The organism is Brevibacterium sp. CS2 (assembly GCF_005280295.1).
Taxonomy (GTDB): domain Bacteria; phylum Actinomycetota; class Actinomycetes; order Actinomycetales; family Brevibacteriaceae; genus Brevibacterium; species Brevibacterium pityocampae.
Genome location: NZ_CP040020.1, coordinates 205,264 through 231,506 on the forward strand (window position 1 = coordinate 205,264; position 26,243 = coordinate 231,506).

General features: G+C 71.1%; 21 protein-coding genes and 1 pseudogene. 2 read left to right on the top strand and 20 right to left on the bottom strand.

Annotated features, from left to right (window positions below; all coding sequences use genetic code 11):
• Positions 1-30: 30 nt before the first annotated feature.
• From FDF13_RS00965 to dacB, 11 genes are all read right to left on the bottom strand, one after another.
• Positions 31-2,160 carry a PH domain-containing protein gene (locus FDF13_RS00965; RefSeq protein ID WP_137318056.1) on the bottom strand — a complete coding sequence of 710 codons (2,130 nt, stop codon included), beginning with the start codon at positions 2,158-2,160 and terminating at the stop codon, positions 31-33.
• A gap of 6 nt (positions 2,161-2,166) precedes the next feature.
• Positions 2,167-2,640: a PH domain-containing protein gene (locus FDF13_RS00970; RefSeq protein WP_137318057.1), complete on the bottom strand. Its 474-nt coding sequence runs from the start codon at positions 2,638-2,640 to the stop codon at positions 2,167-2,169.
• Positions 2,637-3,098, bottom strand: a complete 462-nt coding sequence (locus tag FDF13_RS00975; protein WP_137318058.1) for a DUF3180 domain-containing protein — start codon at positions 3,096-3,098, stop codon at positions 2,637-2,639. The genes FDF13_RS00970 and FDF13_RS00975 overlap by 4 nt, the downstream gene beginning before the upstream one ends.
• Positions 3,095-4,132, bottom strand: coding sequence for a 2-amino-4-hydroxy-6-hydroxymethyldihydropteridine diphosphokinase (gene folK / locus FDF13_RS14915; RefSeq protein WP_137318059.1), 1,038 nt, complete (start codon positions 4,130-4,132; stop codon positions 3,095-3,097). Before folK ends, FDF13_RS00975 begins: the two co-directional genes overlap by 4 nt.
• Positions 4,132-5,067 (bottom strand): dihydropteroate synthase, encoded by a 936-nt coding sequence (folP, locus tag FDF13_RS00985; protein WP_137318060.1) that lies wholly within the window; start codon positions 5,065-5,067, stop codon positions 4,132-4,134. Before folP ends, folK begins: the two co-directional genes overlap by 1 nt.
• 4 nt (positions 5,068-5,071) lie before the next feature.
• The gene (gene folE / locus FDF13_RS00990; protein ID WP_137318061.1) at positions 5,072-5,635 is read right to left on the bottom strand and encodes a GTP cyclohydrolase I FolE; all 564 of its coding nucleotides are present in this window, start codon (positions 5,633-5,635) and stop codon (positions 5,072-5,074) included.
• 1 nt (position 5,636) lies between these two features.
• On the bottom strand, positions 5,637-7,970 hold the full coding sequence (ftsH, locus tag FDF13_RS00995; protein ID WP_137318062.1) for an ATP-dependent zinc metalloprotease FtsH: 2,334 nt from the start codon (positions 7,968-7,970) through the stop codon (positions 5,637-5,639).
• A 209-nt stretch (positions 7,971-8,179) separates the two neighbouring features.
• Entirely contained in the window at positions 8,180-8,731 is a 552-nt protein-coding gene (gene hpt / locus FDF13_RS01000) for a hypoxanthine phosphoribosyltransferase (RefSeq protein WP_137318063.1), read from the bottom strand.
• 44 nt (positions 8,732-8,775) lie between these two features.
• A complete protein-coding gene (tilS, locus tag FDF13_RS01005) occupies positions 8,776-9,945 on the bottom strand; it encodes a tRNA lysidine(34) synthetase TilS (protein ID WP_137318064.1) in 1,170 nt (389 codons plus the stop codon).
• Positions 9,946-10,001: 56 nt separating this feature from the next.
• Positions 10,002-11,219, bottom strand: coding sequence for a zinc-dependent metalloprotease (locus tag FDF13_RS01010; RefSeq protein ID WP_137318065.1), 1,218 nt, complete (start codon positions 11,217-11,219; stop codon positions 10,002-10,004).
• Positions 11,216-12,667 carry a D-alanyl-D-alanine carboxypeptidase/D-alanyl-D-alanine-endopeptidase gene (gene dacB / locus FDF13_RS01015; RefSeq protein ID WP_175406792.1) on the bottom strand — a complete coding sequence of 484 codons (1,452 nt, stop codon included), beginning with the start codon at positions 12,665-12,667 and terminating at the stop codon, positions 11,216-11,218. Before dacB ends, FDF13_RS01010 begins: the two co-directional genes overlap by 4 nt.
• A 242-nt stretch (positions 12,668-12,909) precedes the next feature.
• Here dacB and FDF13_RS01020 point away from each other — a divergent pair, with 242 nt between their 5' ends.
• Both FDF13_RS01020 and FDF13_RS01025 read left to right on the top strand, forming a co-directional pair.
• A complete protein-coding gene (locus FDF13_RS01020; protein ID WP_137318066.1) occupies positions 12,910-13,446 on the top strand; it encodes an inorganic diphosphatase in 537 nt (178 codons plus the stop codon).
• A gap of 205 nt (positions 13,447-13,651) precedes the next feature.
• Positions 13,652-14,293, top strand: coding sequence for a VOC family protein (locus tag FDF13_RS01025; RefSeq protein ID WP_137318067.1), 642 nt, complete (start codon positions 13,652-13,654; stop codon positions 14,291-14,293).
• 13 nt (positions 14,294-14,306) lie between these two features.
• On the opposite strand, the gene FDF13_RS01030 is transcribed toward FDF13_RS01025, so the two are convergent.
• The 9 genes and pseudogenes from FDF13_RS01030 to FDF13_RS01065 form a co-directional block, all read right to left on the bottom strand.
• A complete protein-coding gene (locus tag FDF13_RS01030; RefSeq protein WP_137318068.1) occupies positions 14,307-15,209 on the bottom strand; it encodes a CPBP family intramembrane glutamic endopeptidase in 903 nt (300 codons plus the stop codon).
• Positions 15,210-15,214: 5 nt separating this feature from the next.
• Positions 15,215-19,000 carry an efflux RND transporter permease subunit gene (locus FDF13_RS01035; protein WP_137318069.1) on the bottom strand — a complete coding sequence of 1,262 codons (3,786 nt, stop codon included), beginning with the start codon at positions 18,998-19,000 and terminating at the stop codon, positions 15,215-15,217.
• Positions 18,997-19,698, bottom strand: a complete 702-nt coding sequence (locus FDF13_RS15060) for an MFS transporter (protein ID WP_254668846.1) — start codon at positions 19,696-19,698, stop codon at positions 18,997-18,999. Before FDF13_RS15060 ends, FDF13_RS01035 begins: the two co-directional genes overlap by 4 nt.
• A pseudogene (locus FDF13_RS15065) lies at positions 19,662-20,465 on the bottom strand (MFS transporter); the annotation flags it as partial. The gene FDF13_RS15060 and the pseudogene FDF13_RS15065, both read right to left, overlap by 37 nt.
• Positions 20,462-21,049 (bottom strand): nitroreductase family protein, encoded by a 588-nt coding sequence (locus FDF13_RS01045; RefSeq protein ID WP_254668847.1) that lies wholly within the window; start codon positions 21,047-21,049, stop codon positions 20,462-20,464. The gene FDF13_RS01045 and the pseudogene FDF13_RS15065, both read right to left, overlap by 4 nt.
• Positions 21,046-21,567: a peptide-methionine (S)-S-oxide reductase MsrA gene (gene msrA, locus FDF13_RS01050; RefSeq protein ID WP_137318070.1), complete on the bottom strand. Its 522-nt coding sequence runs from the start codon at positions 21,565-21,567 to the stop codon at positions 21,046-21,048. Before msrA ends, FDF13_RS01045 begins: the two co-directional genes overlap by 4 nt.
• Before the next feature lie 50 nt (positions 21,568-21,617).
• Positions 21,618-22,454, bottom strand: coding sequence for a CoA ester lyase (locus tag FDF13_RS01055; RefSeq protein ID WP_137318071.1), 837 nt, complete (start codon positions 22,452-22,454; stop codon positions 21,618-21,620).
• Positions 22,451-22,906 carry a MaoC family dehydratase gene (locus FDF13_RS01060; RefSeq protein WP_175407007.1) on the bottom strand — a complete coding sequence of 152 codons (456 nt, stop codon included), beginning with the start codon at positions 22,904-22,906 and terminating at the stop codon, positions 22,451-22,453. The genes FDF13_RS01055 and FDF13_RS01060 overlap by 4 nt, the downstream gene beginning before the upstream one ends.
• A 188-nt stretch (positions 22,907-23,094) precedes the next feature.
• The gene (locus FDF13_RS01065; protein WP_137318073.1) at positions 23,095-26,172 is read right to left on the bottom strand and encodes a type III restriction-modification system endonuclease; all 3,078 of its coding nucleotides are present in this window, start codon (positions 26,170-26,172) and stop codon (positions 23,095-23,097) included.
• Positions 26,173-26,243: the final 71 nt, after the last annotated feature.

Below are 26,243 nucleotides of genomic sequence, written 5' to 3' on the forward strand. Positions count from 1 at the left end.
CCGTACCTAATTCGGAGTCTGTAACTCCAATTAACGGAGCGGGCCGTGCTCCACAGCATTCGGCCCTCCGCTATGCGGCTCCATGACATCCGGCCCGCCCGTGTGCGCGTCGAGCGCGGCGCGGGCCTGCCGGGTGATCTCCGCGTGCTCGAAGAAGAACTCCTCCGCCGTCGCCGCCGTCTGGTGGCTCACCTGCGGCTTGACCGGGCCGGCGGTGGAGTGGAGATCGACGCTCGCGAGTCCGAGCGCTCGCTGGATGGGCCCGGCGAACATCCGCATCGACTGCACGCGGGCATGCGGCACGCAGTCGACGCGCCGGTCGAAGCGGCCGGAGCGGATGACGAGCATGCTGCCGGTGCGGACCCAGCCGTTGCGCCGGAAGGTCAGCGGGTCGAGCCAGCGCGAGGCCCGGTCCTGGTGGTGGAACAGCGCGGCGGCGGCGCGCGCCCCGGCATTCCCCTGCTCGGCATGCGGCCCCTCGACGTCCGGCTTCTCGGCACCCGGACCGTCGGCATCCGACGGTTCGGCATCCGCGCCCGGCGCGGGGCCGGCGTACATCGCCTCGACCATGAGCTCGCGGCCGCTCACGCCGTCGGGCACGTCCGGGTGCGGGAGGACGAGCCCGAGCATCATGAGGCTCTGGTCGAGCGAGCCGACGGGCAGCAGGGTCGTCGAGTTCTTCTCCCCCTCCTGCCCGGCGATCGTGTACTCGGCGCGCCACCAGCCGGGGCCGCGCCACAGCAGCGGCTGCGAGAGCCGCACCGCCTGGATCCGGTCGAGCGGGATGATGCGGCGCGTGGTCGTGGTGAGCCCGTGCGTCACGGCGAGCCCGTCGCGGGTGACGGCGACGGAGAAGTTCGATTCGTCGAAGGACTTCTTCACGATGCCGTAGGCGGCCGCGAAGAGCGGGATGATCGCGACCACGCTTCCGGTGATCGCCTCCCAGCGGCCGAGCACGGCGAGGACGACGAACCCGGCGAGCACCGCGAGGACGAACAGGAGCGTCACGAGGGTGCCGGTCGACAGCAGCCCGGAGAGCAGCACGGTGTGGGCGGGGATGCGGAGGATCCGGCCGTCGTCGTCGGCGCCCGCCCGCACCCGGTACGGGCTGAGCACGTCGGTGAGGGTGCCGCCGATGTCGCCGATCACTCCGGCCGCGGTCGGTTCGATCCGCGCCATGAGCCGGCTGCCGAGGTTCGCCCCCGGCGCCGAGGCGGCACTCGCCCGGCCGTGTCCGGCACCCGGCGCATGCGCGCTGCCCGTAGCACCCGCCGCGTGGCCTCCCGGATGGGCTCCGGGACCGCCACCGGGGCCGCCACCGGGGCCGAGGTGCGGGTCGGTCGGTGCCCCGGCGGCCGGTGGGCCGGCTCCCGGGCCGCCGGGGACCCCGCCCCCGGCACTCACGGCGTCGGGGCGGTCGGCACCGCCGGGATACGTTCCTCCGGGGCCGGCGCCGGAAGCGGTGCCGGGACCGACGCCATGTCCAGCACCAGGACCGGCACCGGCCGGGCCGCCGGCGAGGCGGCTGTCCTCGGCCGCACGGAGCGCCCGCACACGTTCGAGGAGCGCGTCCCGGAGCGCCTCGGCGCGGTCGCGGCCGAGGTATTCGAGGTCGACGGAGGAGTCCTTGCCGCCGGCGACGTCGAAGCGCAGCTTCGCGAGCCCGAACAGGCGCGGCACGAGGGGCTGGTTGATGTCGATCGACTGCACCCGGTCGAGCCGGGCGGTGCGCAGCTGCCGGTTGAGCAGGCCCTTGCGCAGGTAGATCGCCTCGTCGTCGATGTGGTAGCCGGTGCGCCGCCACACGAGCCAGTTGAGGAACCCGATGAGTGCGAGGAGCAGGATGAGGCCGCCGAGGATGCCGAGCACCGCGAGCGGGTGGGCGAACAGCCACTCGAGGAGCCCGCTGGTCCCGGTGAACCGGCCGGTGACGAGCTCCTGGAGGAACTGCTGGCTCTGCGCCAGGAGCACGCCGATCGCGGCGAGGATGAACAGCCAGCTCTTGAGTGCCGGGGTCAGGGGATGGACGCGCCGCCACTCGGTGAAGTCGGGGGCCGAGGACCCCGGTTCAGGCGTTCCGGAGGCGGGCACCTCGCGGGCGGGCGCTCCGGGCTCGGGCACACGCGGTTCGGGCAGTCCGGGTTCAGGCGTTCCGGTCATCGGCGATCACAGCCCTGCGAGCCGGGCCTCGCCGCGGGCGGCGAGCGCATCGCGGAGGCGCTCGGCCTCCGCCGCGGGCAGTCCGGGGATCGAGGCGTCGGTGGCGGCGGAGGCGGTGTGGAGCTCGACGGTGGCGAGCCCGAACAGCCGCTCGATCGGCCCGGACTTGACGTCGACGAACTGCATCCGCCCGAACGGCACCACGGTGGTCGAGCGGAAGAGGATGCCGCGGCGGATGAGCAGGTCGTCGGGGCGCTCGGCGTACCCGAGCCGCCCGACCTGGCGGATGAGGACGATCGCGCTCCACACGAGGATGACGAGCCACACCGCGGCGGCGGCCCACATCCACGGACGCACGGCCTCGAAGATCACGCCGAGCACGACCATCGGCACGAGGAAGGGGAGCATCCCGATGAGCAGGCCGATGAGGTGGACCCAGATGAGCTTGCGGCTGACGGGGACGAACTCGATGTCGGTCATGCGGGATCGGCTCCTGCGGTGTCGTCGGGTGGCAGGGTGCAGTAGGACTCGACGATGAGCCCTACGATCATGAGGATCGCCGAGGCGGCGACGGCGAGCAGCATGCCGAGTGCGGCGCTCGCCCGCACCCCGGCGGCGCTGATGAACAGGTAGGCGGCGGCGCCGAGGTACCAGCCGGTGAGCAGGCTCCCGGTGAGCGAGGCGGCCTTGGCGAGCATCGCCGTGCGAGCGGCGGCGACGTGGTCGATGTCGCGGCTGCGGTCGCCGTCGTTCCACTTCTTGATCGGCCAGCCGAGGACGAGGAGGACGAGGGAGAGCACGATCATCCCGAGGATCGCCGGCCACGGCAGGCCGGGCAGCGCCTGGCCGAGCGACTCCCACACGTAGTGGAACGCGAGCGAGGCGAGGAGTCCGACGAACCCCCAGCTGAAGAGCTGCGTCGAGGTGGTCTGCTTCATCGCGCCTCCTCACTCCCGGGAGCCGGCTGCGGTGCCGGGGAGGTGGGCGGTTCCGGAACCGCAGGCCCCAGGGTGTCCGCGGTGCGCTCGACCCCGCCGGCGTCGGCGGCACGGGCGATCGCCTCGGCGAGGCCGACGGCCGCACCGGCGACCTCCACCCGAGCGCCGGGGGCGATCTCCTCCCAGGGGGCGAGGACGAAGGCGCGCTCGGCGGCCCGCGGGTGGGGCAGGTCGAGGCGGGGCAGCGCGAGGCGCGTCTGCTGCGCCGGGTCGTCGAGCTCGGCACCCGGTGCGGCATACCGGATGAGGTCGATGTCGAGGGTGCGCGGGCCCCAGCGGACGTCGCGGGTGCGGTGGGCGGCGACCTCGATCCCCTGGGCGACGCCGAGGAGTTCGAGCGGGGTGAGTGCGGTGTCGACGAGGACGGCGGCATTGAGGAAGTCGGGCTGCTCGACCCCGCCGACGGGTGCGGTGCGGTACACGTGGGAGGCCGCGGTGACGGTGATGTGCGGGTGTCTTTCGAGCGCAGCGACCGCGGTGCGGAGCGCGGTGAGCGGCTCGCCGAGGTTCGCCCCGAGGGCGAGGACAGCGCGCGCCGATCCCTCCCCCGCCGCGTCTCCGCCGCGCGCGATCCCGGCCTGCGCCTCACCGGTCCCGGCGGGCCGGCTGCCGGCGCTGCTCGCACCTCGGGAGCGGGTGACGGTGACGGACACGTCGGCGAAGGCGTGCGGGATCGGGGCCTGCGGCTTGTGGACGGTGACGGTGATCTGCGCGCAGTGGGCCAGGCAGCGGCGGGCGATCTCCTCCGCCACGCTCTCGATGAGGTCGAAGGGCTCCCCGGTGATCACCGCGACGGCCTCCTCGGCGAGCACCCCGTAGTCGACGGTGTCGGCGAGCGCGTCGCCGCGCCCGGCCGTGGAGAGGTCTCCGGGCACCTCGAGGTCGACGAGGAACTCCTGCCCGTCCGTGCGCTCATGGTCGAACACCCCGTGGTGTCCGAACGCGCGCAGCCCGGTGAGCCGGATCCGGTCCATCAGGGGACCTCGGAGTCCGGTCGGGTGCCGGGGGCCGGGCGGGAGGTCCCCGGCCCGACTGCCGCCTCCGGGCGCGGGGAGTCCTCCGCCCCGGCCGGGTCGAGCGGCAGCTCGGGTGCGCGGGCGGCGTGCTCGGCGAGCGCCTCGGCGACCTGCACGGCGATGAGGGAGCTGCGCGGTTCGTGGACGCGCACCGCCCAGGCCCCGGCGCGGGCGCAGTAGGCGCTGATCGCGGCGGTCGCTGAGTCCCGGTCGGTGTTCGTCACGCCGGCCGGGTCCTGCGGGTCGAGCAGGGAGGCGAGGAAGCGCTTGCGGGAGCCGGCGACGAGCAGCCGGAAGCCCATCCGGGTGAAGGCGTCGAGGCCGGCGAGGAGCTGCCAGTTGTGCTCGGCGTTCTTCGAGAACCCCAGGCCGGGGTCGAGGATGATGTCGGATTCGGCGATCCCGGCGGCGAGCGCGGCGTCGATCCGCTCGCTGAGCTCGGTGCGCACCTCGGCGACGACGTCGTCGTAGGTGTACTCCGCGTGGGCGTCGGTGAGGAGGCCGCGCCAGTGCATGAGAACGATGGGGGCGCCGGATTCGGCGGCCACGCCGAGCATCGCGGGGTCGGCGAGCCCGGCGGAGACGTCGTTGATGATGCGGGCGCCGGCGTCGAGTGCGGCCCGGGCGACGGCGGCGCGCATGGTGTCGACGCTGATCACCGCACCCTGCCGGGCGAGCTCGCGGGTGACGGGGACGACGCGGGCGAGCTCCTCGTCCTCGGGCACCCGGACGGAGCCGGGGCGGGTGGACTCCCCGCCGATGTCGATGATGTCCGCACCGGCCTCGAGCAGCGCGATGCCGTGGCCGACCGCCTGATCGAAGTCGAGCCAGCGGCCGCCGTCGGAGAACGAGTCCGCGGTGACGTTGAGCACGCCCATGATCTGCGTCCGCATCGGCTCACTTCCCAAGGATCAGGCTCATGGCCTCGGCGCGGGAGGCCCCGTCGCGCAGCTGGCCGCGCACCGCGGAGGTGATCGTCGAGGCGCCGGGGCGCTGCACGCCGCGCATCGACATGCACAGGTGCTCGGCCTCGACGACGACGATGACGCCGGCGGGGTTGAGGTGGGTGACCATCGCGTCGGCGATCTGCGCGGTGAGCCGCTCCTGCACCTGCGGGCGGCGGGCGTAGATGTCGACGAGCCGGGCGAGCTTGGACAGCCCGGTGACGTACCCGTCGGTGCCCGGGATGTAGCCGATGTGGGCCACACCGTGGAAGGGCACGAGGTGGTGCTCGCAGGTGGAGTACATCTCGATGTTGCGGACGAGCACCATCTCGTCGTAGCCGACGTCGAAGTACACGCCGAGCACCTCGGCGGCGTCGCGGCCGAGGCCGGAGAAGATCTCCTCGTAGGCGCGGGCGACGCGGGCCGGGGTGCCCTTGAGGCCGTCGCGGTCGGGATCCTCGCCGATCGCGGCGAGGATCTCCCTCACGGCGGCCTCGATGCGCGGCTGGTCGACCATGTCAGTGCACCGGGCCCTGGGGTCCGCTCTCCGGGGGCACGGGGCCCTGGGGTCCCTGCGGCCCGGCGTCCGGTCCCTGCGGCCCGGCCTGCGGGGGCACCGGGCCCTGCGGCGGCACGGGTCCCTGGGTGTCCGGAGGCGTGGGCCCGCCGTGCGGCGGCACGGTGCCGGGGCCTGCGGGTCCGGCCGGGGGCTGGGTCGGGCCCTGCGGGGGCACGCCGCCGTGGCCCTCGTGCGGGGGCTGCGGGTCGGCGCCCGGCGGGGTCGGGCCCGGCTGCACCGGCGGCTGACCGCCGGCACCCGGGGCGCCCGGCCCGTCGGGACCGGGGCCGCCCTGACCACCGGCACCCGGCGCGTGCGAGCCGCCGGCCATGACCTCGGGCTCGAAGGGGTTGAGGCGGCGCTCCGGGATCGGGATGGGGCCGCGCTCGGACACCGGGCGGTCGTCGTTGGCGAGCCACACCTCGCGCACGGGGCGTTTGGTGACGGGGGCGAAGATCGCGGCGAGCTCGTGCTGGTCGAGCGTCTCCTTCTCGAGCAGCTCGTGGGCGAGCGCGTCGAGGACGTCGCGGTTGGTCGTCAGCGCCCAGTAGGCGTCGGCGTGGGCTTCGTCGATGAGGCTGCGGACCTCGGAGTCGATGACCCTGATGGTGTCCTCGGAGTAGTCGACGCCGTGGCCGTAGCCCTTGCCGGCGAACGGCTCGGAGTTGTCCTCGCCGACCTTGACCATGCCGACCTTCTCGCTCATGCCGTACTGCGTGACCATCTTCCGCGCGATCCCGGTCGCCTTCTCGATGTCGTTGCTCGCCCCAGTGGTCGGGTCGTGGAAGACGATCTCCTCGGCCACACGGCCGCCCATCGCGTAGGCGAGCTGGTCGAGCAGCTCGTTGCGGGTGGTCGAGTACTTGTCCTCCGTCGGCATGACCATGGTGTAGCCCAGGGCCCGGCCGCGCGGCAGGATCGTGACCTTGGTGACGGGGTCGGTCTGGTTCATCGCCGCGGCGACGAGCGCGTGCCCGCCCTCGTGGTAGGCGGTGACGAGCCGCTCCTTGTCGTTCATCAGCCGGGTGCGCTTCTGCGGGCCGGCGATGACGCGGTCGATCGCCTCGTCCACGGCGTACTTGTCGATGACGGTCCTGTTCATCCGCGCGGTGAGCAGCGCGGCCTCGTTGAGGACGTTGGCCAGGTCCGCGCCGGAGAACCCGGGCGTGCGCTTGGCGACCATCGCGAGGTCGACGTCGGGGGCCAGCGGCTTGCCGCGGGAGTGGACCTCGAGGATGTGCTGGCGGCCCTTCATGTCCGGGGCCTCGACGGAGATCTGGCGGTCGAAACGGCCCGGGCGCAGCAGCGCGGGGTCGAGGACGTCGGGGCGGTTGGTCGCGGCGATGAGGATGACGTTGCTCGTCGCGTCGAAGCCGTCCATCTCGACGAGGAGCTGGTTGAGGGTCTGCTCGCGCTCGTCGTGCCCGCCGCCCATGCCGGCGCCGCGCTGGCGGCCGACGGCGTCGATCTCGTCGATGAAGATGATGCACGGCGAGTTGTTCTTCGCCTGCTCGAACAGGTCGCGCACGCGGGAGGCGCCCACACCGACGTACATCTCGACGAAGTCGGAGCCGGAGATCGAGTAGAACGGGACCCCGGCCTCGCCGGCGACGGCGCGCGCGAGCAGGGTCTTGCCGGTGCCCGGGGAGCCGTAGAGGAGGACGCCCTTGGGGATCTTCGCCCCGACGTCCTGGAACTTCTTCGGCTCGGCGAGGAACTCCTTGATCTCCTCGAGCTCCTCGAGGGCCTCGTCGACGCCGGCGACGTCGGCGAAGGTGACGTCCGGGTTCTCCTTGTTGACGAGCTTGGCGCGGGACTTCCCGAAGCTCATGATCTTGCCGCCGCCGCCCATCTGGGACAGGAGGAACCAGAAGATCGCGATGATGATGATGAAGGGGACGATGTTGAGCAGCAGGGTGGTGAGCCACGACTGGCGGGGCACCTCGTCGGTGTAGCCCTGCTCCGGGGCGGCCTGCTCCACGGCTTCGACGACGGCCTCGCCGCGGGGTTCGACGTAGTAGAACTGCACCTGCGTGCCGTACTCGCGGTCGTCGACGGTGAAGTCCTCGGTGAGAACAAGGTCGACGCGCTGGTCGTTGTCGACGATCTTCGCCTGCTCGACCTTGCCGTCGGAGAGCAGCTTGAGCCCCTGATCGGTGTCGATCCGCTGGAACCCGCCACCGGACAGCAGCATGGTGCCGAAGGACACGATGATGATGGCCAGGATGATCCATATCAGCGGCCCGCGCGCCAGCTTCTTGACGTCGGTGCCGCTCTTCTTGGTCTCGGCCATGGGTCCTCTCAGGCAGACGGATCGGTTCGGAGCACGGTCAGCCTACCCGAGTGGGTTGGGAATCCCTGTGACGGAGCGGAAGGGCTGGAGCCGCCAGGTGGCGGCGGACCGCAGCGCCGGTGGGCCACCGGTGCCGAGGCGCCCGCGCCTCGGCACCGTGCCTCGGCCTCGCGCCTCGGCCTCGTGCCGCGGCTCGCGGCCGCGGCGGGTCACTGGTAGACGTGCGGGGCGAGCGTCGCGACGAAGGGGACGTTGCGGTAGCGCTCGGCGTAGTCGAGGCCGTAGCCGATGACGAACTCGTTGGGCACGTCGAAGCCCACGTAGCGCACGTCGAGCTCGACCTTGACGGCCTCCGGCTTGCGCAGCAGCGTGCAGATCTCCACCGAGGCCGCGCCGCGGGAGCGGAGGTTCGACAGCAGCCACGACAGGGTGAGGCCGGAGTCGATGATGTCCTCGACGATGAGCACGTGCTGGTCCTTGAGGTCGGTGTCGAGGTCCTTGAGGATCCGCACGACGCCGGAGGACTTGGTGCCCGAGCCGTAGGAGGACACGGCCATCCAGTCCATCCGGACCCGGGAGTGGAGTGCGCGGGCGAGGTCGGCCATGACCATGACGGCACCCTTGAGCACGCCGACGAGGAGCACGTCCCTGCCCTGGTAATCGCGGTCGATGTCGGAGGCCATCTCGGTGAGGCGGTGCGCGATCTGCGCTTCGGTCACCAGCACCTTCTCGATGTCGGTGCCCAGGTCGTTCTGATCCACTGTGTCAGCTCCTCGGTGCTGTGCGCGATGCTCGGGGTCCGGTCTCAGCGTATCCCAGAACCGGTGGGGGCCGGCAGGCCGAGCAGGGTGAAGATCAGCCCTCCGCCGGCGGTCCGCCGCACCTCCGCGGCGCCGGGCACCGAGACCGCGCCGCGGCGCCGCCCGGTGAGCAGATCGTCGACCGCCTCGACGTGGTGGGCGCCGACCTCCTGCGCGGTGCCGGCGTGCTCGCGCAGCCAGTCGCGCAGCACCCGGGTGCGCACCGCCTGCGGGAGTCCGGAAGCGCTCGCGTGCACCTCCGGGCCCGAGGTATGGGCCGGGCGGGCGGCCGCCGCCTGCGCCTCGAGTGCGTCGGAGTCGGCGGCGAGGAGGGCGGCGGTGCGGGCGAGCGCGCGGGCGGCGCCGGGGCCGAGCTCGGCCTCGAGCACGGGCAGGACGCGGGTGCGGGCGCGGACCCGCGCGAACCGGGGGTCGGCGTTCATCGGGTCCTCCCATACGGGGATGCCGGAGGCGGCGCAGGAGGCCCGGGTCTGTGCGCGGGTGATGTCGAGGAGCGGCCGCCACAGGTACCCGGAGCGGGACCGCATGCCGGCCAGGGACCGGGCACCGGAGCCGCGCAGCAGCCCGAGGAGCACGGTCTCGGCCTGGTCGTCGCGGGTGTGCCCGGTGAGGATCGCCGCTGCTCCCCGGGTGGCGCGGATGCGTTCGAGGGCGGAGTAGCGGGCGGTGCGGGCGGCGGCCTCGATGCCGCCGTGAGCGGGGTCGACGGCGACGCGCATGGACTCGGCGGACAGGCCGAGGGCGGTGAGGCGCTCGACGACTGCGGCGGCGGTCGCGGCGGAGCCGTCCTGGAGGCCGTGGTCGACGACGACGGCGTGGAAGCGGGGAGCGGGTGCTGCTGGTGCGGAGTTCGGTCCCGGGTCCGGGCGGGTGCCGACAGCGGTGCCAGCTCCTGAGCGGAGGCTCGGTCCCGGGTCCGGGCGGGTGCCGAGGTGGGCGCAGGCGGCGGCGAGCGCCATCGAGTCCGCTCCCCCGGACACCGCGAGGACGAACTCCGGTGCGGGCTCCTGCTCGTGCGGCGGGGCCGGGGCCGCGACGGCGGGGTGATCCGGTGAGTCGGCGGGCGCCTCGGCGAGCAGGGCGCGCACCGCGTTGCGGATCTCCGCGGTGGCCCTGTCCAGGCGCGGCAGTCGACTTCCTGCCGACCCGGTCATCCTGCCGGTCCCGTCATCGCCGCCGCCTCGGCCGTGGTCCTGCCATCGGAGCAGCCTCAGGCGTCGCCGGGGCGGGGCACGCGGGCGAGCCAGAGTGCGGGCTCGGCGATCTCCGCCGCGCTCGGCAGGAGCTCGGGGGCCTCCCACACGGCGGCGAGCCCGTCGTGGCCGCGATCGCGGACGACGGCGCGGACGAACGCGGCACCGCGGGCGTACTGGGCGATCTTCTCGTCGATGCCGAGCAGCGTGGAGACGATCGCGCGGATCCCGGTGGCCGAACGCCTCCGCGCGTCGAAGGCCCGGCGGATCCGGCCCACGCGCGGGATGACCTTCCGGCCGACGGTGTCCATGAGGACGTCGGCGTGGCCTTCGAGGAGGCTCATGAGGGCGCCGATCTCCTCGACCGCGGCGGCCTGCTCCGGTCCGACGACCGCATCGAGGAGGCTCTCGCCCTCGCGCAGCGCATCGGGCAGGGCGCGCAGGCTGTCAAGGAACTCGTCGCCGGCCTCGGCGCCGAGCAGCGGGTTCAGCAGTCCGTCGATCCGGGAGCGCAGGTGATCGGCGAGCCAGGGCGCGGCGGCGAACTGGACGTGGTGGGTGCGCTCGTGGAGGGCGACCCAGAGCCGGAAGTCGCGCGGCGGGACGTCGAGGGCGTGCTCGACTTCCCACACGCTCGGGGCGACGAGGTAGAGCACCCCAGCTTCCCCGGCGAAGGGGTCGAACTGGCCGAGCACCCGGGAGCCGACGAGCGCGAGCGCCCCGCCGAGCTCCACCGAGGCCGTAGTGCGCGCCGAGCGGTCCCGCAGCCGCCGGAGCATGCCGGGGCCGCGCGAACCCTGGGGCACGGTCCCGCGCGAACCCTGGGGCACGGTCCCGCGCGAACCCTCGGGCCCGGTTCCACGCGAGCCGCTGGGTCCGGTCCCGGCGGTGCCGCCCGGCGTGGGCACTCCTCCGCGCGCCGTGCCGCGCTCCCGCGCCCCGCCGGACTCGCCCGGCTGCGCGCCGGAGAGAAGGCTCGCGAAGGTCTCCGCGTTGGCCTGCACCCAGCCGAGCCGGTCGACCACGCGGGTCTCCCCGGCGGCCAGGCGCACCCGGGCGGCGTCCTCGACCGCGGGCGCCAGGCGCATCGCGTCGAGGACGAGGTCGGTCGAGGTCTCCGCCGCCTCGCGGAGGTCGTGGACGAGGGCGCGCGCCTCGGCGGGGTCCGGCAGCGCGCCGGGCGGCATGAGCTCGCGGGCGGCAGCGGTGACGGCGGGGACGGAGATGAGGTTCACGGGCACCCGCAGTCGGCGATCGCGGTGACCGCCTCGTCGACGACCTGCCGGGCGCGGCCGGCGGTGCCGGGGTCGAGGTCGTCGGCGAGGATCGAGAACACGATGAGCCGGCCGTCGGCGGTGAGCACGGCGCCGGCGAGCGAGGTCACTGTGCGCAGGGTGCCGGTCTTCGCCGACACCTTCCCGGCGGCGTCCCGGGTGTCCTCGTCGAGGTAGCGGTCGAACAGGGTGCCGGACAGTCCGCCCACCGGCATGCTCGGCAGGAGGAGGGAGAGGTCGCCATCGGTGGCCGCGGCGGCCTGGAGGATCGTCGTGAGGTCGTGCGCGGAGATGCGGTTCGCGTAGTCGAGTCCGGAGGTGTCGGAGAGCTCGATCGAGCCGGTGTCGAGCTGCTGGGCGGCGAGCGCGTCGATGACCGCGGCGGGCGCCTCGGCGGCGGCCCCATGGCGGCCGAGGGCGAGCGCGACCTCCCGGCCGATCGCCTCGGACACGACGTTGTCGCTGGCGAGCATGAGGTGGCGCACCACCCCGGCGACGGGCGCGGACTCGACGAACGCGAGGTCCGTGGCGCCCTCGGGTGCAGGAGCGGGTTCGGCCGTGTCGACGGCGATGCCGTGGCCTTCGAGGGCTGCGGCGAAGGCGTCGAGCGCGACCTGGGCGGGGTCCTCCTGGCGGGGGGTGCCGCGCTGGGTGGAGGTGAGCCCGGAGTCGGTCATGAGGGGTTCGATGGGTGAGATGTAGCCGTTGCCGATGTCCGCGCGGTCCCAGCCGGGGTTGAACGCGGGCCCGGAGTAGCGGGAGAGGTCGGCGGCGACGGTGACGGTGTCGATGCCGGCCTCGGTGAGAGCGGCGGCGGTGTCCGCGGCGAGCGTGCCGAGCCCGGCGTGGCCCATGACGCCGTCGGGCTTCGACTCCCCGGTGCCCAGCAGCACGTCTCCCCCGCCCACGAGGTGCACCGTGGCGCCGGCGTCGGACTGGCCGGAGAGGCGGGTCTCGGTGCGGAAGCGGGTGTCGGCGCCGATCGTGCCGAGCGCGGCGGCGGCGGTGAGGACCTTGGTGACGGAGGCCGGGGTCTTGGCGCTGTTCTCATCCGCCGTGTAGAGCACCTCGTCGGTCATCGCGTCGCGGATGTCGATGCTCAACCCGCCGGTCATCCCGTCCTGGTCGAGGATCGGATCGATGCGCGAGGCGAGGTCCTGCGGGATCGGGGCGGACTCCGGCAGGGTGCTCACCGGTTCGGCGGGGGCCGCGTCGGCCTGGGGCTGCGGCAGCGCCTGGACGGTGATCGGCGGGTCGAGGGTGAGGATTCCGGGGGCCACGTCGAAGGCGTCGGCGGTCCCGTAGCCCACCAGCGCCAGAGCCAGGGCGCCGGCGGTGAGCGGCAGGGCACGCGAACGGCGCCGGTCGCGGCGCCGGGCGTCGCGGCGGCTGCCTCGGGTGTCCTCCACGTGACCGTCCTGTCCTGTCGTGTGCGCTGGCGTGCTGTGCGGTGGTGCGGGCCGGGCGGTCCCGGCGGGCACCTCGGGGAGCGGCACCGGTCCTGCGCCGCTGTGATGACGCGGTGCGCGGCGCGTGGACCGATTGCGGGCCGCGGCTCGCCCTTCATTATGCTAGTGGAGTCGCACAATGCTCGTGGCGCCGCACACAGCACGTCGTGCACCCCGTTCGCACATCATTTCTAGGAGTCCGCATGGAACTGCTCGCCACCGTCGAAATCCCCAAGGGTTCGCGCAACAAGTACGAGGTCGACCACGAGACCGGTCACGTCAAGCTCGACCGCTACCTCTACACCTCGATGGCCTACCCCACGGACTACGGGTACTTCGAGGACACCCTCGGCCTCGACGGCGACCCGCTCGACGTCATGGTGCTGCTCACCGAGTCGGTGTTCCCGGGCTGCGGCGTGGACGTCCGCCCGATCGGCATGTTCAAGATGACCGACGAGGCCGGGGGCGACGACAAGGTCCTCGCCGTGGTCGCCGGTGATCCCCGCTGGGACGCGATCCAGGACATCGACGACGTCGACTCCTTCACCCGCGACGCGATCGAGCACTTCTTCGTCCACTACAAGGACCTCGAGCCGAACAAGTTCGTCAAGGGCTCGAACTGGGTGGGCCGCGAGGAGGCCGAGGCGGAGGTCAAGGCCTCGCTCGAGCGCTTCCAGGCCGCCGGCGAGCCCTCCGAGCCCGACGACCGCGAAGGCCGCCAGGGCCGCGACGTCGAGTGAGCTGAGCTTCCGCTCCTCCGCTGAGGTGTCGATCCAGTGCGGTTTCCCACGGGAATCCGCACTGGATCGGCACCTCAGTCGCATTCAGGGATCAACCGGGCGCAGGTGCTCAGCCGGGCACGCACGAGAGAGTGACGCGCGCCACAGAAAGCGAGTTAGGGTGACCTAACTCACGGTCCGGTCCGCGATATGCGATTCTCGTGGCATGCATCTCGATCATGTCTCCTTCGCCAGCGAACACGACGGTCTGCAGGCCACCGCGGCCCGGATCTCCGAGAAGCTCGGGATCGAACCGTACGACGGCGGAGTCCATCCGCGGTTCGGCACCCGCAACCTCATCTTCCCGCTCGCCGACGGGCACTACCTCGAGGTCGTCGAAGCCCTCGAGCACCCCGCCGCACTGAGCACCCCGTTCGGCCAGGCCGTGCGCGCCCGCAGCGAGCTCGGCGGCGGCTGGATGGGTTGGTGCGTGTCGGTGAGCGACCTCGCTCCGGTCGAGGACCGCCTCGAGCGCAAGGCCGTCGACGGCAACCGCACCCCCGACGACGGGGTCGAGCTGCTGTGGAAGCAGATCGGCGTCAAGGGCCTCATCGCCGACCCTCAGCTGCCGTTCTTCATCCACTGGCTCTCCCCCGCAACCCAGCACCCCTCGGCGCGTGGCGCGGAGTCCGGCGTGACGATCTCCGCACTCGAGATCGCCGGCGACCGCGACCGGCTGCGCGAGTGGCTGGGAACCGACGAGCCCAAGCCGATCCCGGAGATCAGCATCGCCTGGACCGCCCCGCACGGCACCCCGGGGCTGATGTCGGTGACCTTCGAGACCCCCCGGGGCCCCATCACCCTCTGAGCGGCCGGCGCTCTCAGAGCGGGTCGACGGCGGCGAGGATGCCCGGCGCGAGGAAGCCCACGGCGTCGATGAGGGTGTGGGCGACGACGAACGGCATGACACGCCGCCACCGCAGGTAGAGCCAGCCGAACAGCAGCCCCATGAGGACGTTCCCGACGAACGGCCCCACCCCCTGGTACAGGTGGTAGGAGGCGCGGAACAGCGCGAGGCCGACGATGATCGTCCACGGGCGCACGCGCAGCTTCTCGAGCCGGTCGACGCCGTAGCCCAGGAGGAGCACCTCCTCGAGGATCCCGTTCTTCGCCGCCGACAGCAGGAGCACCGGCACCGTCCACCAGTAGGCGGAGAGGTTGTTCGGGAGGATCTCCGCGGTCAGCCCGGCCGCCCGGCCGGCCGCGTACACGCCGAGGGTGCCGATCCCGATGACGAGGAACAGCGCAGTGCCCGTCCCGAGGTCCCAGCCGGGACGCCGCAGATCGAATCCCATGCGGGTGGTCGCCGGCCGGATGTCCGCCGCGCCTTCACCGCGCACGGCGTCCGCCTTCCGGCTCCCTCGGAAGCCGAGCCCCCGCAGGGCAACTGGCCCGCCGCCGAGGTCGGCACCGGTGGCCGCCCACACCCGGTCGCGGTTGAGGAGGAACAGGACGAGGAGCACCGGCACGAGCGCGAACCCGATGCCGAGGAGCTGGTACACGAGGTCGAACCACGGCCGCGGGGATGCCTCGACGTTGAGCCGGGCCTGGGCCTCGGTGAGCGGTCCGCGGGTGGAGATGTCGATGAGCCGGACGAGCGCGTACACCGCCGACTGGCCGAGGGCGAGCGCGGCGACGAGAGTGAGCTCCCACCCCCACCGCGGCCGCCCGAGGCGGGGGCCCGCCTGGCCTCCCACCTCGGGGTGAGCGGTCTCGTCGGCCATCGGGGTCACCGGGCGGTCGAACCGCCGCCGGTGGTGCCGCGCCCGCCGTCGTGGCCGGGGCCGTCCGTGCGATCCCGAGCTGCGGGCCCGTCCGTGCGATCCCGGGTCACAGGACCGTCGTCCGCATGCCCGGCGGCGGCATCGGAATCCGTCGTTCCAGCGGACCCGGAGTCGTCGGCCCTCCCTGCATCGCCGAGTGCTCCGGTCGCCCCGGCACCAGCAGCCGCGGTGCTCGCACCGGCGGTGCCATCGTCGCCGGCGCCGCCCGCAGCACCGTCAACCCCCGCACCAGCGCCAGCCCCGGTACCCGCACCAGCCCCGCCACTCGCGGCGGCCTCGGCGCGGATCCGCTCGGAGCGCGCCTGCTCGCGGCGGGCGTCCTCGGCGGCCTCGGCCTCGTCGATGACCTGCCCACGGGTGAGGTCGCGGATCGCCCGCTTCTCCGCCCGGCGCTCCTTGATGCCCTCGAGGAGCTGGTAGAGCACGGGGACGAGGACGAGCGTGAGGATCGTCGAGCTCACCAGGCCGCCGATCACGGTGATCGCGAGCGGCTTCGAGATGAACACGCCGCCGCCGGTGAGGCCGAGCGCCATGGGGACGAGCGCGAAGATCGTCGCCGCCGCCGTCATGAGGATCGGCCGGTAGCGCAGGCGCGACCCCTGGACCACCGCGGTGCGCAGCGGCACCCCGCGGGCGCGGAAGTGGTTGATGAGGTCGATGAGGACGATCGCGTTCGTCACGACGATGCCGATGAGCATGAGCAGACCGATCATCGCGGTGAGGCCGAGCGGGGTGTCGGTGAGCAGCAGCAGCCCGATCGACCCGGTCGCGGCGAACGGGATCGACACGAGGAGGATGAGCGGCTGGAGCAGCGACTTGAAGGTCGCGACGAGGATGACGAACACGATGAGCACGGCGGCGAGCATCGCGAGGCCCAGCTGGGTGAACGCCTCGGTCTGCTCCGCGGTCGCACCGCCGATGTCTGCGCTCACCGCGTCGGGCAGTTCGGCGGAGTCGAGAGCACCGGTGACCGCGGTGCTCGCCGCGCCGAGGTCGTCGCCGGCCGGGGTGACGCTCACCGTGACCGAGCGCAGACCGTCGGAGTGGGTGATCGTCGGCGCGGTCATGACCTCGTTGACGTCGGCAACCTCGTCGAGGGTGATCGTCTCCGGCTCCGGTTCCGGGGCCGGCACAGCGGGAGCACCGCCGGGTGCCTGCGCCCCGCCGCCGGGAGCCTGACCCCCCGGTGCCTGGCCGCCGGCCCCACCCTCGGGACCGCCGGGGGCGGGGGCTGCCGGAGCGGGAGCTGCGGCCGGCTGCGCAGGCAAGGTGATCTCGAAGTCGCGGAGCTCCTCGACCGTCTCGACGTTCCCGTCGTAGAGGAGCACGCGGTGGGAGATGTTGTCGAGCACGACGTCGCCGAGCTGCTGGCCGCGCATCGCCCGTGCGACGAGGCTGCCGATCTCGGACTCCGACAGGCCGTTGTCCGCGGCCTCCTCGCGGTCGATGTCGACCTCGATGATCGGCTGCACGGCCTCGAGGTCGGTCGACACCGACTGCACCTCGGCGAGGTCCTCGAGCTCCGTGGTGAGCGCCTCGGCGCCGGCTTCGAGCTCGTCGGGGTCGTTCGCGGTGAGGGTGACGTCGATCGTCGAGCCACCGGGCATGGTGCCGCCGGCGAGCACCTCGACGTCGCCCACATCGGTGAGCTCGTCGAGCTGCTCCTGGAGCTCGGTGCCGAACGCACCGGTGTCGGTGCCGGGGGCGATGTTGACGAAGTAGTTGCCGGTCGTCGCACCGCCGCCGAACGCGAGGTCGCCGCCGATCGAGAGCTGGTAGGACTCGACGTCGGGGTGGTCGGCGATGACCTGCTCGACCGGTTCGGCGTCCCTGCCCGCCTGTTCGAGCTCGGTGCCCGGCTCGAAGGTCTGCATGACCTGGACGCTGTCCTCTCCGGTGTCGCCGAACAGCTCGGTCTTGAGCAGCGGGGTCATCGCGAAGGTCGCGACGAGGACGAGGAGCGAGGCGACGACGGTGATCACCGGGTGCCGGGTGGTGAACCCGATGACCGGGAGGTACGTCTTCTGCAGACGGGTGACCGGCGACTTGAGGCTCGCGAGCTCGTCGACCTCGGCGGCCTCGTCGTCGGTCCGCGGGCCGACGATGGGCAGCTCGGACGTCGAGTGCCGACCCGATGGGTTCTCGACGTCGACCTCACGGGAGCGGGCGGCCTTCCGCTCGGCCTTCCATTCCGCGAGCGCGGACTTCCGGTCGGACTTCACGCGGGCCTTCTGCTCCCGGGTGAGCCTGACCCGGCTCTCGCGGGCCCGGAGGAACCAGTAGGCGAGGACGGGGACGATGGTGAGCGCGACGAGCAGCGAGCTCAGCAGCGCGATCGTCGCGGTCATCGCGAACGGCCGGAACAGCTCGCCGGTCTGCCCGGAGACGAAGACGAGCGGGAGGAACACGGCGACCGCGGTGAGGGTCGAGGCGGTGATGGCGCCGGCGACCTCGCCGACGGCGGCGAGGATGTTGGAGAACTTCGAGCCGCCCAGGGAGTGGCGGCGGCGGATCGATTCGATGACGACGATCGAGTCGTCGACGACGCGGCCGATCGAGATCGTCAGCGCTCCGAGGGTGAGCATGTTGAGCGTGTACCCGCCCAGCCACAGGCCGATGAGGGTGACGAGCAGCGAGAGGGGGATGGAGATCGCGGTGATGATCGTCGCGCGGACGCTGAAGAGGAAGACGAGGATGACGACGACGGCGAACACGAGGCCCAGCAGACCCTCGGTCATGAGGTCCTCGATGGACTGCTCGATGAACGGCGCCTGGTCGAACACCGTGACGAACTCGACGTCGCCGCCCATGGTGTCGGTGATCTCCGGCAGCGCGGCGATCACGGCGTTGGAGATCTCCACGGTGTTCGCGTCCGGCTTCTTCGACACCGAGAGGGTGAGCGAGGGCTCGCCGTTCGTGCGGGAGATCGAGGTGGCCTCCTCGTCGCGGAGCTCGACGTCAGCGACGTCGCGGACGAGCACGGGGCCGTCGGGTCCGGCGAGAGCGATGTCGGCGATCGCCTCGACGCTGCGGATCCGGGTGCCGATCTCCACGGGGGCGGACCCCTCGCCGGTCTCGAGCGCACCGGCCGAGGTGGGCACGCCGTTGGCCTGGAGGATCGAGGCGAGCTGGTCGACGGACACGCCCTCGTCCTCGAGGTCGTCCTCGCGGACGGTGATCGCGACCTCCTGCGGGAGGTCACCAGCGACCTCGACCTGCCGGACGCCCTCGATGTCGCGCAGCTCCGGGACCGCGATGTCCTCGAGGTCGGCGGCGAGCTGGTCGGTGTCCTCCCCGCCGGCGACGGAGAAGACGATGATCGGGAAGTCGTCGAGCCCACCGGACATCACCGTGGGCTCGACCCCGTCGGGCAGCTGGGACTCGACCTGGGACACGGCGCGCTGGAGGGAGCGGACGATGTCGTCGGAGCTCGTGCCATAGGCGGTCTCGACGGTGATCTGGGCGGAGCCGGTCGAGGACACCGAGGACACCGATTCGACCTCCTCGACGCCGTTGAGCGCGGCCTCGAGGGGTTCGACGACCTCGGATTCCACGGCCTCGGGCGAGGCGCCCTCGTACTGGGCGGAGATGAACGACTGCGGGAGCTCGAAGGAGGGGAACAGCTCCTGCTTGAGCGCACCGGCCCCGATCACGCCGAAGATCACGGCGCACAGGGAGATGAGGGCGATGAGGGCCCGGTTCTTGAGACTGATGCGGGTCAGCTGGTTCACGGGAGCCCTTCGCCGGCGGGGATGATCGCACTCAAGTCTAGGGGTCGGGCGCTCGGCGCGCGCTCAGGGTTCTCCCCGGTTCCGGGTCGGGGTTTCCCTACTGGTGGGCGGGGGTTGCGGGCGGGCAGCGTCTCGCGGCCGCCGAGCCAGACGGCGAAGGCGATGAGGACGACGACGCCGGAGGCGATGAACGCCGCGGAGTACCCCATCGATTCGGCGAGCAGGCCGGCGATGATCGGGCCGAAGATCGCGCCGGTGTCGATCGCCATCTGGTAGCGGGAGAGCACGACGCCGCCGGCGCGGTGGGAGCCGACGACGTCGGCGACAGCGGCCTGCTGGGAGGGGTTGAGCAGCCCGGCGCCGATCCCGGCGATGACGGAGAGCACGAAGAACATCGTGATCGAGGCGGAGAAGCCGAGCGCGAGGGTGCTGATCCCGAGGATGAGGAGGCCGGTGAGGATGAAGGGGCGGCGACCCAGGCGGTCGGCCCAGCGGCCCACCGCGGCCACCGCGAAGGTGTTGCCGAGCGCGAACACGGTGAGCGCGAGCCCGGACACGGCCGCACCCGCGCCGAGCACGTGGAGGGCGAACAGCGGGTAGATCGCCACCCGGATGCCCATGGACGTCCAGCCGTGCGCGGCCCCGGAGACAAGTGCTGCCCGGTAGGCGGAGTCCCGCCAGGCCTCGCGGAACCGCATGACCGAGCGGTCGGATGCGGGCTCGGCCGGTGCGGTGGGCTCGGCGGCGCTGGGGGGGCGGGCTGGGGTGCTGCGGGCGCCGCGGCAGAGGTCCCGGTGTCCCCGCCGTCAGTGGCCTGGTCCCGGCCTGCCGGCTCGCGGTCGTCCTGGTCCTGGGCGGCCTGTTCGGCGGCGAGGAGGCGTTCGTTGCGGCCGAGCCGGAAGTACACGACGGCCGCGGCGGCGACGAGGGCGGCGGCGTAGACGAGGAAGGGCACGCGCATGCCCCAGCCGGCCATGAGGCCGCCGACCACGGGGCCGGCGATGTTGCCGAGCAGGAAGGCGGTGGCGTAGCGGCCGGCGGCGCGCGCCCGGGCGGTGGGCGGGGCGAGGCGGATGATGAGCGCCATCGCGGACACGGTGAACATCGTCGAGCCGAGCCCGCCGAGGGCACGGAAGAGGAGGAGCTGCCAGTACGTCTGGGCGAGGGCGACGGCGAAGGTCGAGGCGGCGACGATGAGGAGGCCGGTGACGTAGACGGGCCGTTCGCCCAGCCGGTTGACGAGCCTGCCGCCGGCCGGTGCGGACACGAGCCGGAAGAACGCGAAGGAGCTCACGACGATCGTCGCGGCGGTCACCCCGAGGCCGAAGGATTCGGCGAACTGCGGGAGGACGGGCGCGATGATCCCGTAGCCGATCGCGACGATGAACGCCCCAGCGACGAGCACCCAGATGTCGGTGGGGAGCTTCGCTTCGTCGACGGCGGAGTCCGGGCGGGTGCGGGTCACCTCGGCGTCGGGTCCGGAAGGCGGCCGAGGAACGGTGCCGGATCGAGCGGCGGGCGGTTGGAAGCGGCGAGCTTCTCGCGGAAGGCGGGGTCGATGTCGCCGACGTAGAGCCACCCCATGAGGAGCTCGTCCTCGGTGAGCCCGTGAAGGGCGCGGACGGCCGGCGCGTTCGCCTGGACGCCGGAGCGCCACATCACGCCCCACCCGGCCTGGAACAGGGCGAGCTCGAGGAGGTGGGCGGCACCGGCGGCGGTCGCGTGCTGCTCCCACGCGGGGACCTTGCGGTTCTCGGTCGGCGAGGAGACGACGGCGATGAGGAGCTCGGCGCGCAGCGGCTTGGGGTTGTGCTCGCCGGGAGCGCGCTCGGTGCCGGAGGCGGTGTCGAGGGCCTCGCCGAGGCGCAACCGGTCGTCGCCGCGGAGCAGGAGGAGCCGCCAGGGGCGCAGCGCCTTGTGGTCGGCGACGGGGGTGACGGCGGCGAGGAGGTCGGCGATCTCCGCGTCGGTGGGGGTGGCGGGTCCGACCTTCGACACCGAGCGGCGGGAGGCCATGGCCTGCAGGACGGGGTCCTCGAAGTGCTTCACGACATCCACTCCGCGAAGCCGGCGCGGGCCCGGGCGAGCTTGGGGTCGATGATGTACGTGCAGTAGCCGTTGTACGGGTTGCGCGAGTAGAAGTCCTGGTGGACCTCCTCGGCGGGGTAGAAGGTGCCGAGGGGTTCGAGAGTGGTGACGATGGGCTGGTCGAAGAGCTCCTGCGCCTGTTCGATAGCGGCGGCGAAGCGCTGCTTCTCGTCCTCGTCGCGGTAGAACATCGCGGAGCGGTACTGGGTGCCGACGTCGTTGCCCTGGCGGTTGAGCGAGGTGGGGTCGTGGCCGGTGAAGAACATGCCCAGGACGACTTCGGTGGGGACGACGGTCTCGTCGAAGGTGACCTGGAGCGCCTCGGCGTGGCCGGTGATGCCGGCACACACGGAGTAGTAGTCCGGGTTGGGGACCTCTCCCCCGGTGTATCCGGAGATCACCTCGGTCACGCCGCGGGTGCGGCGGTAGACCGCGTCGAGGCACCAGAAGCACCCGGCGGCCAGAGTGAGAGTCTGCATACCGTGTAGGACACCCGCGGCCCGGTGATTATTCCGTGGGCGGCTGTGCGTCAGCGGTCGCGGGCGACGATGTGGCTGGCGTGCTTGAGCAGCGGGGCGTCGATCATCTTGCCCTCGTAGCTGAAGGCCCCGGCCGAGGTCTCCGCGAGTTCGAGCGCGGCGCGCGCCCAGGCGAGCTGCTCCGGGGTGGGGCGGTAGGCGTCGCGGACCACGGGGATGTGCTTGGGGTGGATGGAGACCTTGCCGGCGAAGCCGCTCTCCACCGCGTCGAGCGCCTCGGCGGCGAGCCCGTCGAGGTCATGGATATCGGCCCAGATCGAATCGAGCACCCACTTGCCGTGGGCGCGCCCGGTGAGCAGGGTCTGCGAGCGGACATGGAGCGCGACGTCGCGGTACCCGCCGGAGGGCAGCCGGGAGGAGCCGCCGCCGAGGTCGGCGATGAGGTCCTCGGAGCCCCACATGAGGCCGGCGACCTCGGGGGCGGCGGCGATTTCGGAGAGGTTGACGGCGCCGCGGGCGGTCTCGATGAGCGCGACGACGCGGTAGTCGGACAGGGGTGCGGAGTCCGCGGCGGATTCCGCCTTGGGCAGCATGACGTGGGTGTAGGGCAGGGAGGCGAGGAGTTCGAGGTCGGCGGCGAACTCCTGAGTGTCGCGCGGGTTGATGCGCACCACCGTGCGGGCTGGGTCGAGGAGGTTCTCTGCGACCGACTGGCGGGCGGCGGCCTTGTCCGCGGGGGCGACGGCGTCCTCGAGGTCGATGATGACGATGTCGGCGCGCTCGGCCGCCTTGGCGTAGCGGTCGGGGCGGTCGGCGGGGACGAACAGCCAGGCCGGTGCGAAGTCGAAGTCGGCGGGGCCGGTGTTCGGGGTGTCGGCGGCGCTCATGCGGTAACCTCCGGGTTCTGCGGATCGTGCGCGGAGGTGAAGACCATGGTCTGGCGGACGGCCTTGGCGACGACCTCGCCGCGCTGGTTGCGGCCGATGTGTTCGAGGGTGACGATGCCCTGGTTGGGGCGGGACTTCGATTCGCGCTTGTCGAGGATCGTCGTCTCCGCGTAGAGGGTGTCACCGTGGAACAGGGGCTTGGGGAATGAGACCTCGGAGAAGCCGAGGTTGCCGACGATCGTGCCCTGCGTGAGCTGGGAGACCGAGAGCCCGACGAGCGTGGCGAGCGTGAACATCGAGTTGACCAGCCGCTGGCCGAACGGCTCGGTCTCCGCGAAGGCCGCGTCGAGGTGCAGCGCCTGAGTGTTCATGGTCACCGCGGTGAACCACGTGTTGTCCGCCTCGGTGATGGTGCGGCCCGGCGCGTGCTTGTAGACCGTGCCGACCTCCATCTCGTCGAACCAGAGCCCGCGTTGGGTGATGGTCTTGGGGGTGTCGCTCACTTCAGGGTTCCTCCTCGAACCGGGTCCTACCACTTAGGTCGATCGTATCGGGACGAAGTCAAGAAGCAGTCCCGGTCACGAAACACATCCCCCATTCTGATCATCGAGGTAAGGAAGATCAGAAGCCGCGATTCGCATCACGCCGTAACAAGCTGCATTAGCTCGGTGTAATCGGTCACCACGTCGTAGGTGACGTCGTTGCCGTTCTTCTCGCTGAGGGAAGCGAAGAACTTGCGGGCACATTCGATCTTGGCGTCCTCGACGCCCTTGAGCTGGAGCGTGGACAGCGAGCCCTTGGTCTCTGCGACGAAGTAGACGTGCTTGACGCTGCCCTCGGTGAACGCGATGGCCCAGTCCGGGTTGTAGTCGCCAACGGGCGTGGGGATGAAGAACCCTCGCGGGAGTTTCGCGTAGACGGCGACCTCGTGGCTGGTGTCGAGTTCGGTGACGAACTCGCGTTCAATCTTGGAGTCGGTGACCACGTAGTCGTAGACGTGCTTCTTGAGCTTCGACCCGGCCTTCGAGAAGTCTTGGGCCGTCTGGTTCTCGGTGAAGATCGCGGAGTCGAAGCGGTCTTCGAGAGCGTCATATGCGAGGTGCTCGACGATGACGGTGGCCTTCTGTTCGTTGATGAGCCGGGCTGCCTCGGTGATGAACTGCTCGGGGTTGAGACGGAACTTGGCGAACGTTCCTGGCGTGACGCCGCGGAGGATCGCTGCGACCGTGCGACGGGTGAGCTGGGTCTTCTCGGTGATCTCACCCAGCAGGTCGTACTTCACCTGCGAGCCTGCGCTGACGGTTTCGGTGTGCGTCTGCGTGGTCTGCACCGCGAAGCCGGAGCCGCTGGTCAGGTCGTCCGCCTCCAACTGCTCGCGCTGCTGGCCGGCTTGCGCGACGTATTGCAGCGCGGCGACATTGAGGTGCTTGTCGAGGTGGTCGATCGCCTTGCGGATCAGTTCACCGGAGTCGAACTCAACCTGGTAGACGGCGCGGTGGTTGATCCTGCCCCACAGGGCCTGGAACTCCTTGCGAGCAAAGTTGGCCTCGTTCAGCGGTACCTTCTTCGGCTTGCGGTCATCGGTGGGCACCGGCAGGTCCAGGTAGAGAACGTCAATCAGCGGCCACACGAAGTCGATGACAGGCTTGAGTACCTCAGAGGTCGGAGCGGCGAGTGTCCCGTCTTCCTTGGCCTGCTTGTAGGCGTCGGAGATGGTGTCGTCGTCGTTCACGTAGTCGTTCTTGACCAGGTACTTGTAGAGCGCCTGGGCGACGGCTTCCTCGATGACCGACTCACCCGAGAGGGTCTGGATGGTCTTGCCGACGAAGAACTTGACGCTGGCCTTGCGCGGCCGGGCGGCGAGCGACTCGGAGATTTCGCGTTGGAGGCCGGTCACGAAGTCGGTGTAGGACTCGTCAGTGACGACGGTCAACTCGTTGATGTCGTGCACCGTGACGGGGTTGTCCATCCGCTCCCCGTGCTGGTCAACGGCCAGCCGGAGCCCGCGCCCGATCTCCTGGCGACGGGAGACGGTGTTGTCGCTCTTCTTGAGCATACCCATGACGAACACGTTGGGGTTATCCCAGCCCTCGCGCAGCGCCGAGTGGGAGAAGATGAATCGGACGGGTTCGGTGAAGGACAGCAGGCGTTCCTTGTCTTTCAGGATCAGGTCGTAGGCGTCGGTGTCCGTAGACTGGCCCTTGTCGTCGCCCCGGCCGGAGACCCTGCCGTCGATCTGGTGCTTGGTCTTCTTGTCGATGGAGAAGTAGCCCTCGTGCACCTGCCGCACGTCGTCGCGGCGCAAGTAGGTCTGGTACTCCTCGGTCGCCGCGTCGATGGCGAGTTCGCCGAGCACCTCGTCACGGATCGCGGCGTACTCCTCCTCAAACATCCGCGCATAGTCGCCAAGAGTGTCCTCACGGCTGTAGTCGCGGTACTTGGCGACCTCGTCGATGAAGAACAACGAGAGCACCTTAACGCCCTGGCTGAACAGCTCGCGTTCCTTGTCCAGATGAGCGCGAACGACCTCGCGAATCTGGATGCGTCGCTTGGTCTCCTCGGTGACGTCCCGGTCGGCAAGCTGCCCAGCCACGACCACATCGCCGTTGCTCAGCTCGATCACGTCCCGGTTCGCGTCAACCTCGGTGATGAACAGCCCCTTGTATGCCTCGATTCCGTTCGAGACATCATGAAGGTTCGTTCCCACGTCGAGGCGCTTGACCTGTCGCCTGATGCCGGTTACCATCTGCACCTCGATCTCGACCCGCGCGCGTGGCTTGGCGCCCTTCGCGATCTCGATGGAGTCGAGGTACAGGTAGGCAGTCGATCCAGCGAGACCCTTCACGGTGATGCCCCGCACCGAGATCTTCTTCACCAGCTTCTGGTTGTAGGCGTCCAGCGCGTCGAGCCGGTGCACCTTGGTGTGATCGACCTTGTGCGTAGCGGAGTACCGCAGCAGCATCAGCGCGTTGAACCGTGACAGCGCTTCCAGCGACTTGGGCGCTCCGATCTTCTGCGGCTCGTCAATGATCACGATAGGGCGGTTGGCGCTGATGACATCGATCGGACGGCGCGACTGGAAGTCATCGAGTTCGTCGTAGATGCGGCGGTTGTCCTTACCGGTGGCGTTGAACGCCTGGATGTTGATGATCATCACCTGCACGCCAGCATCGGAGCTGAACCGCTCCAACTCGTGCAGCTGGGAGGAGTTGTAGATGAACGAGCGCGGCTTGGTGCCGTAGAGCTGCTGGAAGTGCTCGGAAGTCACATCGAACGACTTTTTCACGCCCTCCCGGATCGCGACCGACGGCACCACAATGATGTACTTCGACCAGCCATACCGCTTGTGCAGCTCCATGATCGTCTTGATGTAGACGTAGGTCTTACCCGTGCCCGTCTCCATCTCCACGTCAAGGTTCGGTGCGCCGGGAGCGGCGGCGCTGGAGGCGAGCTTGGCCGACAGCGGGAGGTTCCGTGACCGCTGCACTGCGTGCACGTTCTCCAGCAGTTGCGCTCCCGACAGGACGATCTCAGCGTTGCGCAGACCGGCGTCCGAGCACTCCTCGGCCTCGAACAGTTCCAGGTCGGTCACGGGGCGGACTTTGCCAGGGTCGATCCGGTAGGAGATGCCGTCATGCTTCGGTTGCCCGGCGAAGGTCTCGACGACGGCATCGACGGCATCGGTCTGGTACTGCTGGACCTTGAACTGGAGCTTCATCGAGTGTCTTTCTTTCTGCAATCGGCGCTGTTCGTCGTCGCTGCTAGAGGGATGCGGGCGTTGTGGATGCC

What these genes read in the sequence shown, in the direction of transcription:
- FDF13_RS00965 (WP_137318056.1), bottom strand. Translation starts at nt 2,160, where the DNA reads ATGACCGGAACGCCTGAACCCGGACTGCCCGAACCGCGTGTGCCCGAG.
- FDF13_RS00970 (WP_137318057.1), bottom strand. Translation starts at nt 2,640, where the DNA reads ATGACCGACATCGAGTTCGTCCCCGTCAGCCGCAAGCTCATCTGGGTC.
- FDF13_RS00975 (WP_137318058.1), bottom strand. Translation starts at nt 3,098, where the DNA reads ATGAAGCAGACCACCTCGACGCAGCTCTTCAGCTGGGGGTTCGTCGGA.
- folK (WP_137318059.1), bottom strand. Translation starts at nt 4,132, where the DNA reads ATGGACCGGATCCGGCTCACCGGGCTGCGCGCGTTCGGACACCACGGG.
- folP (WP_137318060.1), bottom strand. Translation starts at nt 5,067, where the DNA reads ATGCGGACGCAGATCATGGGCGTGCTCAACGTCACCGCGGACTCGTTC.
- folE (WP_137318061.1), bottom strand. Translation starts at nt 5,635, where the DNA reads ATGGTCGACCAGCCGCGCATCGAGGCCGCCGTGAGGGAGATCCTCGCC.
- ftsH (WP_137318062.1), bottom strand. Translation starts at nt 7,970, where the DNA reads ATGGCCGAGACCAAGAAGAGCGGCACCGACGTCAAGAAGCTGGCGCGC.
- tilS (WP_137318064.1), bottom strand. Translation starts at nt 9,945, where the DNA reads ATGACCGGGTCGGCAGGAAGTCGACTGCCGCGCCTGGACAGGGCCACC.
- FDF13_RS01020 (WP_137318066.1), top strand. Translation starts at nt 12,910, where the DNA reads ATGGAACTGCTCGCCACCGTCGAAATCCCCAAGGGTTCGCGCAACAAG.
- FDF13_RS01025 (WP_137318067.1), top strand. Translation starts at nt 13,652, where the DNA reads ATGCATCTCGATCATGTCTCCTTCGCCAGCGAACACGACGGTCTGCAG.
- FDF13_RS01030 (WP_137318068.1), bottom strand. Translation starts at nt 15,209, where the DNA reads ATGGCCGACGAGACCGCTCACCCCGAGGTGGGAGGCCAGGCGGGCCCC.
- FDF13_RS15060 (WP_254668846.1), bottom strand. Translation starts at nt 19,698, where the DNA reads ATGCGGTTCCGCGAGGCCTGGCGGGACTCCGCCTACCGGGCAGCACTT.
- msrA (WP_137318070.1), bottom strand. Translation starts at nt 21,567, where the DNA reads ATGCAGACTCTCACTCTGGCCGCCGGGTGCTTCTGGTGCCTCGACGCG.
- FDF13_RS01055 (WP_137318071.1), bottom strand. Translation starts at nt 22,454, where the DNA reads ATGAGCGCCGCCGACACCCCGAACACCGGCCCCGCCGACTTCGACTTC.
- FDF13_RS01060 (WP_175407007.1), bottom strand. Translation starts at nt 22,906, where the DNA reads ATGGAGGTCGGCACGGTCTACAAGCACGCGCCGGGCCGCACCATCACC.
- FDF13_RS01065 (WP_137318073.1), bottom strand. Translation starts at nt 26,172, where the DNA reads ATGAAGCTCCAGTTCAAGGTCCAGCAGTACCAGACCGATGCCGTCGAT.